This window comes from Delftia sp. (genome assembly GCF_059499305.1).
Genome location: NZ_JCABYI010000038.1, coordinates 33,942 through 51,383, shown reverse-complemented (window position 1 = coordinate 51,383; position 17,442 = coordinate 33,942). Strand labels below are relative to the sequence as shown.

The following is a 17,442-nucleotide window of genomic DNA, read 5'->3' as shown; positions in this document are numbered from 1 at the left end:
CTCTCCATTTGGAGATGTGATTTGACCTGGATCATGGATAGGCGGAACACTCCCGGCCCATGTCCGAACAAAAGATCGAGTTCTACAAGGGGGCCGCTGGCGGCTGGGGCGCACTGCGCAGCGTGAGCCAGGCCCTGATGCGCCAGGATATCGCCGTCAAGGGCGCCAAGACGCTGCTGTCGGCCAACCAGCCCGACGGCTTCGACTGCCCGGGCTGCGCCTGGCCCGACCGCAACCACCATTCCACCTTCGAGTTCTGCGAGAACGGCGCCAAGGCCGTGGCGGCCGAGGCCACGGCGCGCCGCGTGACGCCCGAATTCTTTGCCCGGCACACGGTGGCCGAGCTCATGGCGCAAAGCGATTTCTGGCTGGAAGACCAGGGCCGGCTCACCGAGCCCATGGTGTACGACGCGGCCAGCGACCGCTACCGGCCCATCGCCTGGGACGACGCCTTTGCACTGATTGCCCGCCACCTGAACGCGCTGCCCGACCCGAACCAGGCCATCTTCTACACCTCGGGCCGCGCCAGCAACGAGGCGGCCTTCCTGTACCAGCTGTTCGTGCGCGCCTACGGCACCAACAATTTCCCCGACTGCTCCAACATGTGCCACGAGCCCAGCGGCAGCGGCATGAAGCCGCAGATCGGCGTGGGCAAGGGCACGGTGCAGCTGGCCGATTTCGAGCAGGCCGATGCCATCTTCATCTTCGGCCAGAACCCCGGCACCAACCACCCGCGCATGCTGGGCGAGCTGCGCGCAGCCCACAAGCGCGGCGCGCGCATCCTGAGCTTCAACCCGCTGCGCGAGCGCGGGCTGGAGCGCTTCCAGGACCCGCAAAGCAAGCTGGAGATGGCCACCCTGGGCGCCACGCCCATCAGCACGCACTACTTCCAGCTGCGCGTGGGCGGCGACATCGCGGCCGTCAAGGGCATCATGAAGCATGTGATCGCGCAGGACGATGCACTGGGGCACGGGTGCGGCGGCGTGCTCGACCATGCCTTCATCGCCGAACACACGACCGGCTTCGAGGCCCTGGCCGAGGACCTGCGGGCCGAGGACTGGGGCCTGCTCGAGGCCGAGTCCGGCCTGAGCCGCGCGCAGATGCAGACGGCGGCCGAGGTCTACATCGCCGCCCGCAGCACCATCGTCTGCTGGGGCATGGGCATCACGCAGCACATGCATTCGGTGGCCGCCGTGCAGATGCTGGTCAACCTGCTGCTGCTGCGCGGCAACATCGGCCGCCCGGGTGCGGGCGCCTGCCCGGTGCGCGGCCACAGCAATGTGCAGGGCGACCGCAGCATGGGCATCTGGGAGAAGCCGCCGGCCGCGCTGCTGGACCGGCTGCAGCAGGTCTTCGGCTTCGAGCCGCCGCGTGCCCACGGCGTGGACGTGGTCGAGTCCATCCGCCTCATGCTCGAAGGCAGGGGCAAGGTCTTCTTCGCGCTGGGCGGCAACTTCGCGGCGGCCACGCCCGACACGCATGCCACCTGGCAGGCGCTGCGCCGCTGCGACCTGACCGTGCATGTGGCCACCAAGCTCAACCGCAGCCACCTGGTGCACGGCCGCGAGGCGCTGATCCTGCCCTGCCTGGGCCGCACCGAGATCGACATGCAGGCCGGCGGCCCGCAGGGCGTGACGGTGGAGGACTCCATGGGCATGGTCCATATCTCCAGCGGCATCAACCCGCCTGCGTCCGAGCACCTGCTCAGCGAGATCGCCATCGTCGCGCGCCTGGCCGCCGCCACGCTGGGCGCGCAGCGGCCCGTGCACTGGCTGGAGCTGGCTGGCGACTATGCACGCATACGCGAGCTGATCGAGCAGGTCTTCGACGACTTCCACGACTTCAACGCGCGCGTGGCCGTGCCGGGCGGCTTCAAGCTGCGCAATGCGGCGAGCGAGCGCATCTGGGAGACGCCCCGGGGCAAGGCCGGCTTCTTCGTGCACGCCGTGCCGCGCGACACGCCCGTGCACCGCGCGCGCGCCGCGCGCAGCCCCGGCGCATCGTCGGTGTTCACGCTGTTCACCACGCGCTCGCACGATCAGTACAACACCACCATCTACGGCATGGACGACCGCTACCGCGGCGTCTTCGGACAGCGCCGCGTGGTCTTCATCCATGCCGAGGACATCCGCGCCCTGGGCATGAAGAATGGCGACTGGGTGGACCTGCAGACGGTGTGGGATGACGGCCAGCAGCGCAGCGCCGAGCGCTTCAAGCTCGTGGCCTATGACATTCCGCGCGGCTGCATCGCTGCCTACTATCCCGAGACCAATCCGCTGGTGCCGCTGTCGGCCACGGCCATCGTGGCGGGTACGCCCAGCTCCAAGTCCATTCCCGTGCAGCTGGTGGCGCACAGGCTGCCTGCCGTGCCGTCTCCCGCGCTGGAAGAAATGGCTGCCTGAAGTGCAAGGCATGGAAGAACTGGCCGCCGCCATCCTGCGCGAATTGGCCACCGAACCCGCACCCATGTCCCTGCCCAGGCTGGGCAAGCGACTGGGGCAGGGCGCCAGCGTGCTCATGCGCTGCCTGGCGCTGATGGGCGATGCACCCATTGCCGGCACACCGGGGCCGGGCTGGGTCAGGCTGGAGCAGGAAGAGGGGCGGTGGCTGGCGGCCCTGACGGAGCGCGGGCGCTTGTGGGTGGAGGCCGAGGCCTGTCAGGCGCTGGCCGAGGGCACGGGCCGCGTGCGGTAGAACTGCATCGGAAACTCCTGCATTTCCTTGGCGTGCTGGTTGATCACCGCGCGCTTCATCTTGCCGACCACGTGCATCTCGCAGGGCTTGCAGTCGAAGCGCAGCGTGAGTTTTTCCTTGCCGTTGATCAGCTGCAGCGGCTCGGCCTTGATCGTGCCCTTGACGCCGATGACGCCCTTGGCCTGCTTGGGGCACAGGCTCATGGAAAAGCGCACGCAATGCTTGGTGATCATCAGGCTGACTTCGCCTTCTTCTTCCTTGCTCTCGTAGGCCGCGTCGATGACCTTGACGCCGTGCTTGATGTAGAAGTCGTGCGCCTTCTGGTTGTAGACGTTGGCCAGGTAGGTCAGCGTGTCCTCGGGGAAGGGCACGGGCGGCTCCACGGGCAGGGCGCGCGGCAGGCGCACGAAGCCGGCCTGGCGCGCGGCCTCCAGCGCGGCGACGGCGTCGCGGCGCAGCTGGTTCAGGGCCGAGGCCGGCACGAACCAGGGCTGGCTCAGCTGCAGGCCGATGTCATGCACGGAGAAGATGGTGGCACCGAAGCGGCCCAGCTGCTCGCGCAGCGTGGCCTCGGCACGGGCTGCGTCGGTGGCGGCCTGGTGTTCCTGCACGATGGCGGCGGTGGCGGTGAAGCCGTCCTCGTCGGTCAGCGTGAGCGCAAAGCCGTCGGGCGTTTCCTTGAGTTCGGCCCACAGGCCGATGCGGCGGTCGCTGGACTTCTTGTCCAGCGTGCGCACCCAGGCCATGTCGCGGTTGCGGTTGACTTCCAGGCCCTTGCGCAGATCCTTGAAGCCGGCGATGGGGTCCTTGGGGAACAGGCGCCACAGCGACTTCTTCGCATCCACCGACTCGGCGCGGTTGATCTGCAGGCCCACCAGTTCCTTTTGCAGGTCGTAGTAGCACAGGCCGTCGCCGTTGTGCAGTTCGGTGTCGCGGCTCGAGGTCTCGATCTCCACGAAGTTCTCGCCCACCTTGGTGACCCAGCCGATGGCGCGGCCCGGTGTCTTGGGCGTGTCGAAGGCGCCGATGTCGTCCTTGCGGCCGTTGACGAAGTAGTCGGTGAACTCGCGGTTGAAGTTCTGGTCGGGGTCGGGCGTGAAGCTGAACGTGGTGCTGCCCGAGGACGAGCGCGCCAGCGGCGTGTCGGAGAATTCGCGCTCCTCGATGATTTCGTCCAGCAGCTTGCGGTAGTGGGCCGTGATGTTCTTCACGTAGCCCATGTCCTTGTAGCGGCCCTCGATCTTGAAGCTGCGCACGCCGGCGTCGATCAGTGCGCGCAGGTTGTCGCTCTGGTTGTTGTCCTTCATGGACAGCACGTGCTTTTCGTGGGCAATGATGCGGCCGCTGGCGTCCAGCACCTCGTAGGGCAGGCGGCAGGCCTGGTTGCAGTCGCCGCGGTTGGCGCTGCGGCCCGTGTGGGCGTGGGTGATGTAGCACTGGCCCGAGTAGGCCACGCACAGCGCGCCGTGCACGAAGAATTCGATGGTGGTGCGCGCCGGGTCGGTGGCCGCACGCACGGCGGCGATCTGCTGCAGGTCCAGCTCGCGCGCAACGACGATCTGCGACAGGCCGGCGTCCTGCAGGAAGCGCGCCTTCTCGGGGGTGCGGATGTCGGTCTGGGTGCTGGCGTGCAGCTGGATGGGCGGCAGGTCCAGCTCCAGCAGGCCCATGTCCTGGATGATCAGCGCGTCGGCACCGGCCTCGTAGATCTGCCAGGCCATCTTGCGCGCGGCCTCCAGTTCATCGTCGCGCAGGATGGTGTTGAGCGTGATGAAGATGCGGCTGCCGAAGCGGTGCGCGTGGTTGATCAGGCGCTGCAGGTCGCGGATGTCGTTGCCCGCCGTGGCGCGCGCGCCGAAGGCCGGGCCGCCGATGTAGACGGCGTCGGCGCCATGGTTCACGGCCTCGATGCCGATGTCGGCATCGCGCGCGGGAGACAGGAGTTCGAGCTGGTGGGGCAGGAGGGACATGGGGCTTTGTGGTGTTCTGTGTTCGTACCCGCACCGGCGTGGGGGTGCCGGGCGTCGGGCGCAATGCGGGGGAAACTGGCCCCCACGCTACCCTTGCTGCGCAAGGTCCGCTGCCCCCCAAGGGGGCCGCTTTTTGTCTTGGGGCGGTCCGGCGACGAAAACCTCGCAGCCCGCTTGCGGTGAGGCGCAGCATTATCGCCGCAGCCCCGAAAAAACGCGCGCCAGGGGGTATGCGCCCGATGCCCGGACGCGCAGCGCCGGTTTTTGCCTATCCTTTAGGATGCGCACTGCACGGGCCGGGCCGCCATGCCGGACACCCTGGCCCGTGCCTGCTCCGCCCTCTGCCTGGTGCGCTTTCGCTGCGCCAGTCCTTGACCGGCCGGGCAGCGCCAGACTGGCCACGCCGCAGCGGATTTCGCTGGCCAAGGCGCCGTTTCACTGATTGACCGTTTTTTCCAGGAGTTGCCATGCACGCCTCGATTCGCCATTTCCCGTGGGCCGGCCCTGCCCTGCTGTGCGCCATGCTGGGCAGCGGTGGCCTGGCCTGGGCGCTGCCGGGAAGCGGCCCGGCCAACGGGCAGGCGGCAGGCGCTCCCGCTGCGGCGGCTGCACCCGGTACGGCCGCTGCACCCGCTGCGCCCGCTGCACCGGGTTCAGCCGATGCGCCCCTGGTGGTGCGCATTGCCCATGCCGGGCCGGTGTCCGGCCCCATTGCCAGCCTGGGCAAGGATGAGGAAAACGGCGTGCGCATGGCCCTGGACGATCTCAATGCCAAGGGCCTGGAGATCGGCGGGCGCAAGCTGCACTGGAAGCTGGAGGCCGGCGACGACGGCGGCGACCCCGGCCAGGCCGTGGCCCTGGCCCGGCGCCTGTGCGACAAGAAGGTGGCGGCCGTGGTCGGCCACCTGCAGTCGGGCACCACGCTGCCGGCCACGTCCATCTACCACGACTGCGGCATCGTCATGGTCACGCCTGCGGCCAGCAACCCGGCCATCACCCAGTCGGGCTATGACACCACGTACCGCGTGATCGCCGACGACCGCGCCATGGTCGATGCGCTGGTGTCCCACGCCGTGGGCAAGCTGGGCGTCAAGCGCGTGGCCATCATCGATGACCGCTCGGCCTACGGCCAGGGCATCGTGGCGCTGTTCGAGGCCCAGGCGCGCGAGCAGGGCATCGAGATCGTGGACAAGCAGTACACCGGCGACAAGTCCACGGACTTCGTCCCCATCCTCACGGCCATCAAGGGCAAGAAGCCCGACGCCATCTTCTTCGGCGGCCTGGATGCCCAGGCCGGCCCCATGCTCAGGCAGATGGCCCAGCTGGCCATGGACAAGGTGCGCTTTCTGGGCGGCGACGGCCAGTGCACGCTGCGCCTGCCCGAGCTGGCCGGCAACGCGGCGCCGCTGCGCAACGTGACCTGCGCCGTCGGCGGCAGCCCGTTGGAGCGCATGCCGGGCGGCACCGCCTGGAAGCAGCGCTATGACCAGCGCTTTGCCGACCAGTACCAGGTCTTCAGCCCCTACGCCTACGATGCCACCATGGTGCTGGCCCAGGCCATGGTGCGGGCCGATTCCATCCGGCCCGATGCCTATATCCCCTATCTGCGCCAGACCCGGTATGAGGGCGTGACGGCGCCGATTGCCTTCACGCCCCAGGGCGAGCTGCAGGCGCCGGTGGTCACGCTGTACCACTACGCGCAGGGCGTGCGCAAGGCGCTGCCCTGACGCGCTGACAACGTGGCTGCCGAACCCCCTTTCTTGCCGCAGGCCGACGACGAGGCCTGGATGCGCGCCGCCCTGGAGCTGGCACGCGCCGCTGCCGGGGCGGGCGAGGTGCCCGTGGGCGCCGTCATCGTCAAGGGCGGCGCCATCATCGGCCGGGGCCGCAACGCGCCCGTGGCCCACGGCGATCCCACGGCCCATGCCGAGGTGCTGGCGCTGCGCGATGCGGCCGCGCACCTGGGCAACTACCGGCTGGACGACTGCACGCTCTACGTGACCCTGGAGCCGTGCACCATGTGCAGCGGCGCCATGCTGCATGCGCGCCTGGGCCGCGTGGTCTATGGCGCGGCCGAGCCGCGCACGGGCGCGGCCGGATCGGTGCTGGACGTGTTTGCGCTGCCGCAGATCAACCACCACACGCAGGTGACGCGCGGCGTGCTGGCCGGCGAATGCGCGGCCCTGATGTCGGACTTCTTTCGCATGCGCCGCGCCGAGCAGCGCGCGGCCCAGCCGCATCCGCTCAAGGACACGGCGCTGCGCCATGCGGATTCCACCTTCGGCGGCTTTGCCCAGCCGCAGTGGCGCAGCGACCTGCCGGCGCTGGCAGGCCTGCGCCTGGCCGTGGTCGATGAAGGACCGCACGATGCACCGCTGACCTGGCTGTGCCTGCACGGCAGCCCGGCATGGGGCCAGCTGTTCCAGCCCATGCTGCCCGGGTGGCTCCAGGCCGGCCATCGCGTGGTCGTTCCCGACCTGCCGGGCTTTGGCCGCAGCGACCAGCCCAAGAAGGACAAGGCGCACAGCGCGGCCTGGCATGTGCAAGTGCTGCTTGAGCTGGTGCTGGCGCTGGACCTGCGGAACATCGTGCTGGTCGGCCATGACGATGGCGCGCACCTGGGCCTGGCCGTGGCGCAGGCCGAGCCCGCCCGTTTTTGCGGCGCCTGGCTCATGAATGCCTGGCCCGCAGGCCCGGCGCCCCATGCCTGCATGCAATGGTTTGCGCAGGCGGCGCGCAAGCCGTCATGGCCCGTGGGCCGCGCCATGCGCGAGGCGGGTGAGGAGGCTGGCGCACAGCCGCAGGCCTGGAACCTGCCGTTTTCCCAACCCGGCCACCGCGCCGCGCTGCAGGCCTGGCCCCGCGTGCGGGCCGAAATGCCTGCGCTGCCGATGGCGTTGCTGGCGCAGTGGAGCCAGCAGCAGCGCCTGTGGGTGCAGGGCGGCGAGCACGATGTGCTGCTGCCCGCGCCCGCATGGCGACAGGCCTGGCTGCAGGCGCTGCCACAGCTGCCGCCGGCGCAGCTGCGCCTATCCCCGTGCGGCCATTGGGTTCCCCTGTGCGCAGCCGGCATGGTGGCCGACGCTGTGGAATACTTCCGCCCATAGGCCAGCGCCGCCGGCCCCTTGCCGGGGCTGCGCGGCGCCAGGTCCCCGTCTTCACTCCCCTTGCAATATGGAGCATGCCGGCCAGGGCCGGCATGGAACCACCTTGGCCACTTCGCGCAGTTCCCGCACCCCCCGCAAAACGGCAGCCGCTACCGCTACCGTTTCAGCCCCCGTTTCTGCTCCCGCAGATCACTCGCACGAGCATGTGCATTCAGCCGACGGCCAGTGCTGCGCGCATGGCCACGGGCGTGCCGATGACCATGGGGATGCCCACGACCACGAGCATGTGCACGCCGCCGACGGCAGCTGCTGCGGCCACGCGCATGACCAGGGTCCGCGCCACATCTATATCTACTCGCCCGCCGGCGCCGTGCGCGACAAGGCCGGTTTCAAGCGGGCTGTTCGCCGCCTGGAGGCCATGGGCCACCAGGTGGAGATCGATGCCGATGCGCTGAGCAGCCACCAGCGCTTTGCCGGCGACGACGCCACGCGCCTGGCGGCCATCGACCGTGCGGCGGCCAGCGGTGCCGACCTGGCGCTGCCCACGCGCGGCGGCTACGGCCTCACGCGCATCCTGCCGGGCATCAAGTACAAGGCCGTGGCCAAGGCCATCGCAGGCGGCACGCGTTTCGTGGGCCTGAGCGACTTCACGGCGCTGTCGCTGGCCCTGCTGGCCAGGACCGGCGCCACCACCTGGGCCGGCCCGCTGCTGGTGCACGACTTCGGCCGCCCCGACGACGAGGGCGGCGTGGACGACATCATGCTGGACTGCTTCAACGACCTGCTCAGCGGCCAGGGCGAGGGCGCAGGCTGGCAGATGCCGAAGATCGGCCTGCGCGAAGACGGCAAGCCTGCCGTCAAGGACTTCTACATCAGCGGCGGCGCCACGCTGTGGGGCGGCAACCTGGCCGTGCTGGTGTCCCTGCTGGGCACGCCGTACTTCCCGCAGATCAAGGGCGGCATCCTGTTCCTGGAAGACGTGGGCGAGCATCCCTACCGCGTGGAGCGCATGCTGACCCAGCTGCTGCATGCGGGCGTGCTGGCCCAGCAAAAGGCCATCGTGTTCGGCCAGTTCAGCGAGTTCAAGCTCAGCTCGCATGACAAGGGCTTCAAGCTGCAGACCGTGATCGACTGGCTGCGCAGCCAGGTCAAGTGCCCCGTGCTGCAGGGCCTGCCCTACGGCCATGTGCCGACCAAGGTGATGCTGCCCGTGGGCGCGCCCGTGTCGCTGTCGGTCGAAGGGCGCGATGCGCTGATCTACTGGGGCCACGTGCACTGAGCGGCAAGGAGCAGACGGCATGCTGCAGATGTGGGAGTTCGCGGCCTACCCGCTGCTGGCGCTGATGTTCGTCGGCATCTTCACGCGCGAGGTGATCGCGCCGGCCTCGCGCAACCATTGCGACCGGCGCTGGCTGATCCTGTCCACGCTGCTGGGCCTGGGCACGCTGGCCACCACCTTGGCGGTAGGCCATCTGTTCTCGGACGGCATCCGCCGCCATGCGCTGCTGGACGTGGGCCGGCAATGGCCGGCCTGGGCCGTGGGCGCACTGAGCTTTGTGCTCACCAGCTTTGTCTTTTACTGGTGGCACCGCGCCACGCACCGGTCGGACACGCTGTGGCGCCTGTTCCACCAGCTGCACCACAGCGCGCCGCGCGTGGAGGCGCTCACGGCGTTTTTCGCCCACCCCATGGACACGGCGGCCGCCGTGCTGCTGAGCGCGCTGTCCAGCTACTGGGTGCTGGGGGCCAGCCCGCTGGCTGCCGCCTTCGCCATCGGCCTCACGGGGGCGTTCGACCTGTTCCTGCATGCCGACATCCGCACGCCGCGCTGGCTGGGATACATCGTGCAGCGGCCCGAGATGCACACCGTGCACCACCAGTACGGCCACCATGCGCAGAACTACGGCCTGCCCGTCTGGGATCTGCTGTTCGGCACCTGGGCCAATCCGGCCGAGCGGGTGGAGCGCCTGGGCTTTGATGCCGACAAGGCCGAGCGCGTGACCGACATGCTGCGCTGGCAAGACGTGCACAAGCAGAACTCCCCCTGAGGCGCTGCGCGCCTTCCCCTCTCGCTTCGCGGGGGGGGACGACAGCCTCGATGCGGGGCGGCGCGGCCGGCGTAGGCCCTTGCTCGCTGTCCCTTGTTCTTGGCCGCACCAGTTTTTGAGGCTCTGTACGGTGGCGGGGGGCTGACTGCTATTCGAGGTAGCGGCCGTTTTCCTTGCGGCGGGCGCGCATGCCGGTGCGCAGGAAGAGCACGGTGCCGCCTTGCTCGGCCAGCGGCGCGCGTGTGTCGCCGGACAGGTGGGCATCCAGGCGCTGGGGCAGGTTCTCCAGCAGGGAGCGGATGGCGGACAGGTCGGTGTCGGCCGCTTCGGGGTGGTCGCGCACGAAGCCTTCAAGGTAGGCGCGGGCATCGGCCTGCAGCTGCTCGCGCGTGGTGGCCAGCGAGACGTAGCTGACGCCGGCCTGGCCCGGCGCCTCGGTTCCCAGCAGGTAGCAGCCTATGTAGTCACCACGGGGCTGGCCCACGGGCGGGTCCTGGCTGAGCTTCTTCAAGAGGCTGAAAGGCCACATTCCTGGTACTTCCTGTTTCTGTCTGGCGCCCTGCATCCATTTGCGCAGGGCGGGCGCTGATTGTCGCCTGAAGGCGGGGCCAGACTTGCTGACGATTCGTCGTGAGCAATGTGAGCAATGGACCAGTTCATATGCTACAAACTGCAACACTACGATATGAAAAAAAGCAGGGGGAAGGGAGAAGAATGGGAATCATGCGAATCCTGAACTCGCGATGGTGGAGCGTGGGCGCCGTGGCGTTGGTCGGCTCGGCCTTGCTGGCCGGTAGCGCGGTGGCCATCTATGCCGTGCGCGTGCAGCCGGTGCTCGACGGACAGCTCACGCTGGCCGGCCTGGAGCAGCCCGTGCGTGTGCGGCGCGACGAGGCCGACATCACCCACATCAGCGCCTTCACGCCGCAGGACCTGTGGCGCGCGCTGGGCCATGTGCATGCGCAGGAGCGCGGCTGGCAGCTGGAGTTCAACCGCCGCCTGATGCACGGCACGCTGTCGGAGATCCTCGGGCCGGCCACGCTGGATACCGACAAGCTCATGCGTGCGCTGGACATACGCGGCGCGGCGCGGCGCCAGTACGCATCCCTGCCCGCCAACGCGCGCGAGGCGCTGCAGGCCTACAGCGAGGGCATCGCGGCCTTCTATGCGGCCCTGCCCATGCGCCAGCATCCGCAGGTGCCCGAATTCATGCTGCTGGGCACCACGCCGGGCGGAGGCGACAGCTCGGCCTGGGCGCCCGAGGACAGCGTGGGCTGGGCGCTGATGATGGCGCTGGACCTGGGCGGCAACTGGGGCAACGAGTTCGCGCGGCTGGCCGCGCTCTCGCAACTGGACACACAGCAGCTGTGGCAGCTGATGCCGCCCTATCCGGGCGAGGCGCCGGCCACCGCCACCGATCTGGCCGCGCTTTACCGGGGGCTGGGCGTGTACCGCCAGGAGGCACAGGCGGCGTCTGCGCCCAAGGTGGCTGCCGCCGGCGAGGCGAGCGATGCCTGGGCCCGCTGGTCCCGCGACATGGTGCGCGATGCGGGCACCAACGACGGCAAGGGCAGCAACAACTGGGTGCTCTCGGGCAGCCGCACGGTCAGCGGCAAGCCCCTGCTGGCCAACGATCCCCATCTGGGCCTGAGCGCGCCCGCCATCTGGTACTACGCGCGTCTGCAGTCGCCCGCCGGCCATGCGCAGGACGGCACGCCGCTGGCGCCCATCGATGTGGTGGGGGCCACCCTGCCGGGCCTGCCCTTCGTGGTGCTGGGGCGCACGCGCGAGGTGGCCTGGGGCTTTACCAACACCAATCCCGATGTGCAGGATCTGTACCTGGAGCAGATCGATCCAGGCAACCCGGGCCGCTACCGCACGCCGGACGGCTGGGCGCCTTTCACCGAGCGCAGCGAGCGCATCAGGGTCAAGGGCCGGGCCGATGTGCAGCTCACGCTGCGCAGCACGCGCCACGGCCCCGTGATCAGCGATGTGCAGCCCCAGTACGAGGCCGTGCTCGACAAGCGCCGCTACGCCGTGGCCCTGCGCTGGGCGGCGCTGGACACCGACAACCTCACCGTGCAGGCCGGCCTGCGCGCCAACGAGGCGCGCAGCGTGGCCCAGCTGTTCGAGGCCTTTGCCGACTACCACTCGCCCATGCAGAGCATCGTCGCGGCCGATGTCCATGGCGACATCGGCTTCAAGGCCGCAGGCCGGGTGCCGCTGCGCGCGGCCGACAACGACCTGCGCGGCGTGGCGCCCGCGCCGGGCTGGGAGGCACGCTACGACTGGCAGGGCTGGTTGCCCTACGACCAGGCCCCGCAGGACGATGGAACGGCGCAGGGCTATCTGGCCACCGCCAACCAGCGCATCACGCGCGAGGGCTATGCCCACTTCCTCACCCAGGACTGGAGCCTGCCGTACCGGCACCTGCGCATCACCGAACTCATCGATGCGAAGGACAGGCACGACGTGGTCAGCATGGCCTCCATCCAGAACGACCAGACCTCGCTGGCCGCCCGCGCCCTGCTGCCGCAAATGCTCAAGGCCCTGGACGAAGCGCCGGCCGCACATCCGCTGGCCGGGCAGGCGCGCCGGGTGATGGCGCAGTTCGACGGCCGCATGGATGCCGCGCAGGCCGCGCCCCTGATCTTTGCCGCCTGGGTGGACGAACTCACGCGCGGCCTGGTGATCCCGCGCATTGGCGCCCAGACCTTTGCGGCCACCTATGGCAAGCGCGATTACCGCGCGGGCATCGAAGGCATGCTGGAGCGCCGCGATGGCTGGTGGTGCGCAGCGGCGGGCTGCAGCGCCCAGGTCAGCCAGGCGCTGGACCGGGCGCTGGCGCGCCTGCAGGCCACGCAGGGCAGCGACCTGGGCCGCTGGCGCTGGGGCGCGGTGCATGCGGCCCTGAGCAGCCACCGGCCGCTGGGCAGCGTGGGGCTGCTGGCGGGCATCTTCAATGTCAGCGTGCCTTCGGGCGGCGACAGCTACACCGTCAACGTGGGCCAGTACCTGCCCGGCGATGCCAGGGCGCCGTTCGCCAACCGCCATGCGGCATCGCTGCGCGCCATCTACGACCTGGCCGAGCCCGAGCGCTCGCTGTTCATCTACCAGACCGGCCAAAGCGGCGTGGCCCTGTCCAGCCGCTATGCGGACATGTCTGCCGAATGGGCCGACGGCCGCTACCGGCCGCTGCAGATGGCGCCCGCGCGCTGGCGCCATTCCATGATGCTGCGGCCCCAGTAGGTTGCAGCAGGCTGCAGCAGCGGCGCGCGCAGGCCTCAGGTGCCGAGGAATTGCTCGATCAGCCCGGCCACGGCCGCCGGCTGGTCGTGGTGCAGCATGTGGCCGGCGTCCTGGACCACGGCCGTGCGGCAGTCGGCAATCTGCCCGATGCGCTCGTGGTACTCGGCCAGCGTGTAGCGGTCCTTCCACCACATGCCCAGGCTGTCGTCGCTGGCTTCGATGGCCAGAACGGGCGCGGTGATGGCACGGTACAGGGCCAGGATTTCTTCCACGCGGAACAGCTGCGCGCTGATGAGCTTGTGCGCCGTGTCGCCCAGGATTTCCCAGCGGCCCTGCGCATTGGGCGCCGCCCAGTGGTGGGCCAGCCACAGCGCCTTGTCCTCGGGCAGGCGGCGGTTGGTCTTCATCAGCCGGCGCGCCACGTCCTGCACGCTGTCATAGCTCTTGAGTTCCATGCCGCCGCTGCGCAGCTGGCGCAGCTCGTCCATCCACTGCGCATAGCGCGCAGGCGCCTGGTCTGGCCGGGTGGCCGGCATGCCGAAGCCTTCGAGGTTGACCAGCCGGCGTATGCGCGCAGGCCGCGCGCCCGCATACATCATGGACACGTTGCCGCCCATGCTGTGGCCCACCAGGTCCACGGGCGTATCGCCCGCCAGGGTGTCCAGCAGATGGTCCAGGTCGCCCAGGTAGTCGGCAAAGTCATGCCGGTCGGCAGGCCAGGCCGGCCGGCTCAGGCCGAAGCCGCGCCAGTCCGGCGCGATGATGCGGCGCCCCGCCATGAAGGCCTCGCCAAAGGCATCGACCACGAACTGGTAGGAGGCCGCCACATCCATCCAGCCGTGCACCAGCACCAGCGGCGCCAGCCCGGGATCGCCATCCACAGGTCCCCACTCGCGCACGTGGTACTCCATGGTGCGCACCGGCACCATGCGCGAGCGCCAGGGGCGTGTGGGAGCGTAGATGGGCGCTTCTTCAGCGGCCGTGGCGGGGAGGGAAGAGGGGGCTTGCAGCATCCCGCCGATTATTCCGGTTTGCTGCTGTGCAGCAGTCAGGGGCGGGACAGCGGTGGCGCGGGATTTCCCTGTGGCGGCAGACCCGCAGGTAGTAACCCGAGCGCCGCCGCCGCTGATGCACGGCATCAGAAACAATGATTGGCCGGCCGGGCCGGCGCTGCCTACAGTGGGTTGCAGATCGACCGCACAACAACCCGAAGGAGACAGCAATGCAGCAACGCAGATGGCTGACGGCCGCCATGGCCGCAGGATTGTGGGGCGCCGCCATGGCGGCCCAGGCCGGCACGGTGACGGTGCTGACGTCGTTTCCCAAGGAGCTGACCACGGCCTACCAGAAGGCCTTCGAGGCGGCCAATCCGGGGATCAAGATCGAGATCCTGAACAAGAACACCACGGCCGCCGTGGCCTATGTGCGCGAGCTGCCCGAGGGCCAGCGGCCCGACATCATGTGGGCCAGCGCCCCTGATGCCTTCGAGGTGCTGGCGCGCAACAAGCTGTTGACCGCCGCGCCCGAGACGCGCAATCCGGCCGCGCCCGCCAAGATCGGCAACTACCCGCTCAACGACCCGCAGGGCCTGTACTACGGCCAGGCGCTGGCAGGCTACGGAATCATGTGGAACACGCGCTACCTGAAGGCGCACAAGCTGGCGGCGCCCAAGGAGTGGAGCGATCTGACGCGGCCCGAGTACTTCGGCCACATCGCCATCTCCTCGCCCTCGCGTTCGGGCACCACGCAGTTGACGGTGGAGACCATCCTGCAGGGCGAGGGCTGGGACAAGGGCTGGCGCCAGCTGCTGTCCATGATGGGCAACGCCGCCGCCGTGACCGACCGCAGCTTTGCCGTGCCCGATGGCGTGAACAACGGCCAGTACGGCATAGGCATCGTGATCGATTTCTTCGGGCTGGCGGGCAAGTACTCGGGCTTCCCGGTGGACTTCGCCTACCCGGCGATGACGGCTGTGGTGCCGGCCAACATCGCGCTGATCGCGGGCGCCAAGAATGCCGACGAGGCGCGCAAGTTCATGGCCTTCACCATGTCGGTGCCGGGCCAGCAGCTGCTGTTCGACCCCAAGATCAGCCGCCTGCCCATCCTGCCCTACAGCCAGCTCAAGGCGCCGGCCGGCTACCCCGTGCCGCAGGAGGTGGCGCAGCGCGCCAAGGTGCAGTTCGATGCCAACCTGTCCGAGTCGCGCTATGCCGTGGTGATCAGCCTGTTCGACCAGATGGTGACCTTCCGCCTCAAGGAGCTGCAGGCGGCCACGCGCGCCATCCAGGAGGCGCACAAGGCCCTGCAGGCCAAGCCCAATGCCAAGGGGCAGGAGCTGCTGGCGCAGGCGCGCGACATCGCCTACTCGCCGCTGGTGGGCGAAGCCAATGTGAAGGACGAGCAGTTCCTGGAGCTGTTCCGCAAGAGCCGGCGCGACGTGGCCGTGTCCAAGGAGCTGACGGGCCTGGAGCAGATGTGGGCCGACAAGGCGCGTGCCAACTACGAGCGCGCAGGCAAGCTGGCCGCCGAGGCGCGCGGCCTGGCCCGGTAAGTGGCGGGCGCAGGGGCCCGGCACCGGGCGCCTGCATGCACTCCCCTTGACAGTCTCTTTCGCTGCGGAGCATTCGCATGAGCATCGATTCCATGGCGGCGCCCGTCGTCGCCCCCCTTGCTGCGCGCGCACGGCGCATTCCGTCGGGCTGGGGGCCGTGGCTGGCCTTCGCGCTGATCCTGGCCTTTTTGCTGGCCTTTCTCATCGTGCCCGTGGGCATGGTGGTCTACACCGCCTTCGTCAATGAAGGCGGCGGGCTCACGCTGGGGCACTTCGGCAATTTCTTCGGCCAGACCGTCTTCCGCGAGTCGTTCTTCAACAGCCTGGGCGTGTCCCTGGCCAGCGTGTTCTTCGCCAGCCTGATCGCCGTGCCGCTGGCCTACCTGACCGTGCGCTTCGAGTTCCGGGGCGCGCTGCTGATACAGACGCTGGGCGTGCTGCCGCTGATCATGCCGCCCTTCGTGGGGGCGGTGGCGCTGCAGCTGATCTTCGGGCGCAGCGGCTCGGTCAACCTGCTGCTGGACGACTGGTTCGGCTTCACCGTGCCCATCATGGAGGGGCTGACGGGCGTGATCTTCGTGGAGAGCATCCACTACTTCCCGTTCATCCTGCTCAACCTCGTGGCGGCCATGCGCAATATCGACGGGGCCATGGAGGAGTCGGCGCTGAACCTGGGCTCGCGTGGATTCCGGCTGTTCCGGCGCGTGATCTTTCCGCTGGCCATGCCCGGCTACCTGGCGGGCGCGGCCCTGGTGTTCGTCAAGGTGTTCGACGACCTGGGCACGCCGCTGGTGATGGGCGTGACCAATATGCTGGCGCCCCAGGCCTATCTGCGCATCACCTCGGTGGGGCTCGATGATCCGCTGGGCTATGTGATCAGCGTGATCATGATCGCGTTCTCCATCGTCGCCCTGTGGCTGGCTGCGCGGGTGATGAAGGGCAAGGACTACGCCACGCTGCAAAAGGGCGGCAGCGCGCTGCAAAAGCGCCGGCTGTCGGCCTGGGAGGCGCTGCTGGCTTATGGCTGGATCGCCCTGGTGCTGCTGGTGGTGCTGGCGCCGCACATCGGCATCTTGCTGATGTCGTTCTCCAAGGTCTGGAGCTTTTCGGTGCTGCCCGACAGCTATACGCTGGAGCACTACGCCACGGTGTTCACCGACTCGGGCTACATGATCGGCAACACGCTGCTGTACTGCCTGATGGCGGCGGGCATCGACGTGGTGATCGGCACGGCCATCGCCTACCTGATCCTGCGCACCCGGCTGCCTGCCCGGCAGTGGCTGGACTACCTGGCCTCGGTGGCGCTGGCGATTCCGGGGCTGGTGCTGGCCATCGGCTACCTGCGGCTGTTCAAGGGCGTGAACCTGCCCTTCACCGATACGCCCATCGTCACCACCTGGGTGCTGATCATGCTGGCCTATGCGGTGCGGCGGCTGCCGTATGCGCTGCGCTCGTGCATGGCGGCGCTGCAGCAGGTGCACATCTCGCTGGAGGAGGCCGCGCAAAGCCTGGGCGCGGGCCGCACCAGCGTGATACGGCGCGTGATGGTGCCGCTGATGGCCGGCGGCATCCTGGCCGGCTTCGTCACCAGCTTCATCACGGCGGCGGTGGAGCTGTCGGCCACCATCATGCTGGCCTCGGCCCAGAGCCAGGCGCCCATGAGCTACGGCATCTACCTGTACATGCAAAGCATCTCGGGGCGCGGACCCGGTGCGGCATTGGGCGTGCTGGCCGTGGTCGTGGTCGGCCTGGGCACGTATTTCTCGCACCGCTTCGTGGAGCGCTCGCGCGCCACCGTGCAATCGACTTCGGAGTGAACCGCC

The 17,442-nt window shown here is 69.1% G+C and carries 12 protein-coding genes; 9 read left to right on the top strand and 3 right to left on the bottom strand.

Annotated elements, in window-relative coordinates; translation table 11 throughout:
* Positions 1–59 precede the first annotated feature (59 nt).
* Both AC5I49_RS27010 and AC5I49_RS27005 read left to right on the top strand, forming a co-directional pair.
* Positions 60–2,402 carry an FdhF/YdeP family oxidoreductase gene (locus AC5I49_RS27010; protein WP_495790148.1) on the top strand — a complete coding sequence of 781 codons (2,343 nt, stop codon included), beginning with the start codon at positions 60–62 and terminating at the stop codon, positions 2,400–2,402.
* Positions 2,403–2,412: 10 nt separating this feature from the next.
* On the top strand, positions 2,413–2,694 hold the full coding sequence (locus AC5I49_RS27005) for a hypothetical protein (protein WP_012206611.1): 282 nt from the start codon (positions 2,413–2,415) through the stop codon (positions 2,692–2,694).
* On the opposite strand, the gene AC5I49_RS27000 is transcribed toward AC5I49_RS27005, so the two are convergent.
* Complete coding sequence (locus AC5I49_RS27000) at positions 2,658–4,664, bottom strand: peptidase U32 family protein (protein ID WP_016451402.1); 2,007 nt, start codon at positions 4,662–4,664, stop codon at positions 2,658–2,660. The genes AC5I49_RS27005 and AC5I49_RS27000 overlap by 37 nt on opposite strands.
* A gap of 467 nt (positions 4,665–5,131) precedes the next feature.
* Here AC5I49_RS27000 and AC5I49_RS26995 point away from each other — a divergent pair, with 467 nt between their 5' ends.
* The 4 genes from AC5I49_RS26995 to AC5I49_RS26980 all read left to right on the top strand — a co-directional run bounded on the left by AC5I49_RS26995 (position 5,132) and on the right by AC5I49_RS26980 (position 9,819).
* The gene (locus AC5I49_RS26995) at positions 5,132–6,391 is read left to right on the top strand and encodes an ABC transporter substrate-binding protein (RefSeq protein ID WP_017404104.1); all 1,260 of its coding nucleotides are present in this window, start codon (positions 5,132–5,134) and stop codon (positions 6,389–6,391) included.
* Between the two features lie 60 nt (positions 6,392–6,451).
* Positions 6,452–7,771, top strand: a complete 1,320-nt coding sequence (gene tadA, locus AC5I49_RS26990) for a tRNA adenosine(34) deaminase TadA (RefSeq protein ID WP_495790178.1) — start codon at positions 6,452–6,454, stop codon at positions 7,769–7,771.
* Positions 7,772–8,057: 286 nt separating this feature from the next.
* Positions 8,058–9,050, top strand: a complete 993-nt coding sequence (locus AC5I49_RS26985; RefSeq protein WP_252653222.1) for an LD-carboxypeptidase — start codon at positions 8,058–8,060, stop codon at positions 9,048–9,050.
* A gap of 19 nt (positions 9,051–9,069) precedes the next feature.
* Positions 9,070–9,819, top strand: a complete 750-nt coding sequence (locus AC5I49_RS26980; RefSeq protein WP_016449226.1) for a sterol desaturase family protein — start codon at positions 9,070–9,072, stop codon at positions 9,817–9,819.
* A gap of 148 nt (positions 9,820–9,967) precedes the next feature.
* Here AC5I49_RS26980 and AC5I49_RS26975 read toward each other — a convergent pair whose 3' ends face one another.
* A complete protein-coding gene (locus tag AC5I49_RS26975; protein WP_034363630.1) occupies positions 9,968–10,348 on the bottom strand; it encodes a hypothetical protein in 381 nt (126 codons plus the stop codon).
* 185 nt (positions 10,349–10,533) lie between these two features.
* On the opposite strand from AC5I49_RS26975, the gene AC5I49_RS26970 reads away from it, so the two are divergent.
* The gene (locus tag AC5I49_RS26970) at positions 10,534–13,068 is read left to right on the top strand and encodes a penicillin acylase family protein (protein ID WP_495790147.1); all 2,535 of its coding nucleotides are present in this window, start codon (positions 10,534–10,536) and stop codon (positions 13,066–13,068) included.
* Positions 13,069–13,103: 35 nt separating this feature from the next.
* Here the strand turns inward: AC5I49_RS26970 and AC5I49_RS26965 are convergent, their stop codons facing one another.
* Entirely contained in the window at positions 13,104–14,081 is a 978-nt protein-coding gene (locus tag AC5I49_RS26965) for an alpha/beta fold hydrolase (RefSeq protein WP_126312119.1), read from the bottom strand.
* Between the two features lie 209 nt (positions 14,082–14,290).
* On the opposite strand from AC5I49_RS26965, the gene AC5I49_RS26960 reads away from it, so the two are divergent.
* On the top strand, positions 14,291–15,619 hold the full coding sequence (locus AC5I49_RS26960; protein WP_013801562.1) for an ABC transporter substrate-binding protein: 1,329 nt from the start codon (positions 14,291–14,293) through the stop codon (positions 15,617–15,619).
* Between the two features lie 77 nt (positions 15,620–15,696).
* Positions 15,697–17,436: an ABC transporter permease gene (locus AC5I49_RS26955; RefSeq protein WP_123690991.1), complete on the top strand. Its 1,740-nt coding sequence runs from the start codon at positions 15,697–15,699 to the stop codon at positions 17,434–17,436.
* Positions 17,437–17,442: the final 6 nt, after the last annotated feature.

Excerpts from the sequence above, each read along its gene's own strand:
- AC5I49_RS26995 (WP_017404104.1), top strand. The coding sequence starts at position 5,132 with ATGCACGCCTCGATTCGCCATTTCCCGTGGGCCGGCCCTGCCCTGCTG.
- AC5I49_RS26955 (WP_123690991.1), top strand. The coding sequence starts at position 15,697 with ATGAGCATCGATTCCATGGCGGCGCCCGTCGTCGCCCCCCTTGCTGCG.
- AC5I49_RS27010 (WP_495790148.1), top strand. The coding sequence starts at position 60 with ATGTCCGAACAAAAGATCGAGTTCTACAAGGGGGCCGCTGGCGGCTGG.
- AC5I49_RS26970 (WP_495790147.1), top strand. The coding sequence starts at position 10,534 with ATGGGAATCATGCGAATCCTGAACTCGCGATGGTGGAGCGTGGGCGCC.
- AC5I49_RS26960 (WP_013801562.1), top strand. The coding sequence starts at position 14,291 with ATGCAGCAACGCAGATGGCTGACGGCCGCCATGGCCGCAGGATTGTGG.
- AC5I49_RS27000 (WP_016451402.1), bottom strand. The coding sequence starts at position 4,664 with ATGTCCCTCCTGCCCCACCAGCTCGAACTCCTGTCTCCCGCGCGCGAT.
- tadA (WP_495790178.1), top strand. The coding sequence starts at position 6,452 with ATGCGCGCCGCCCTGGAGCTGGCACGCGCCGCTGCCGGGGCGGGCGAG.
- AC5I49_RS26975 (WP_034363630.1), bottom strand. The coding sequence starts at position 10,348 with ATGTGGCCTTTCAGCCTCTTGAAGAAGCTCAGCCAGGACCCGCCCGTG.
- AC5I49_RS26980 (WP_016449226.1), top strand. The coding sequence starts at position 9,070 with ATGCTGCAGATGTGGGAGTTCGCGGCCTACCCGCTGCTGGCGCTGATG.
- AC5I49_RS26965 (WP_126312119.1), bottom strand. The coding sequence starts at position 14,081 with ATGCTGCAAGCCCCCTCTTCCCTCCCCGCCACGGCCGCTGAAGAAGCG.
- AC5I49_RS27005 (WP_012206611.1), top strand. The coding sequence starts at position 2,413 with ATGGAAGAACTGGCCGCCGCCATCCTGCGCGAATTGGCCACCGAACCC.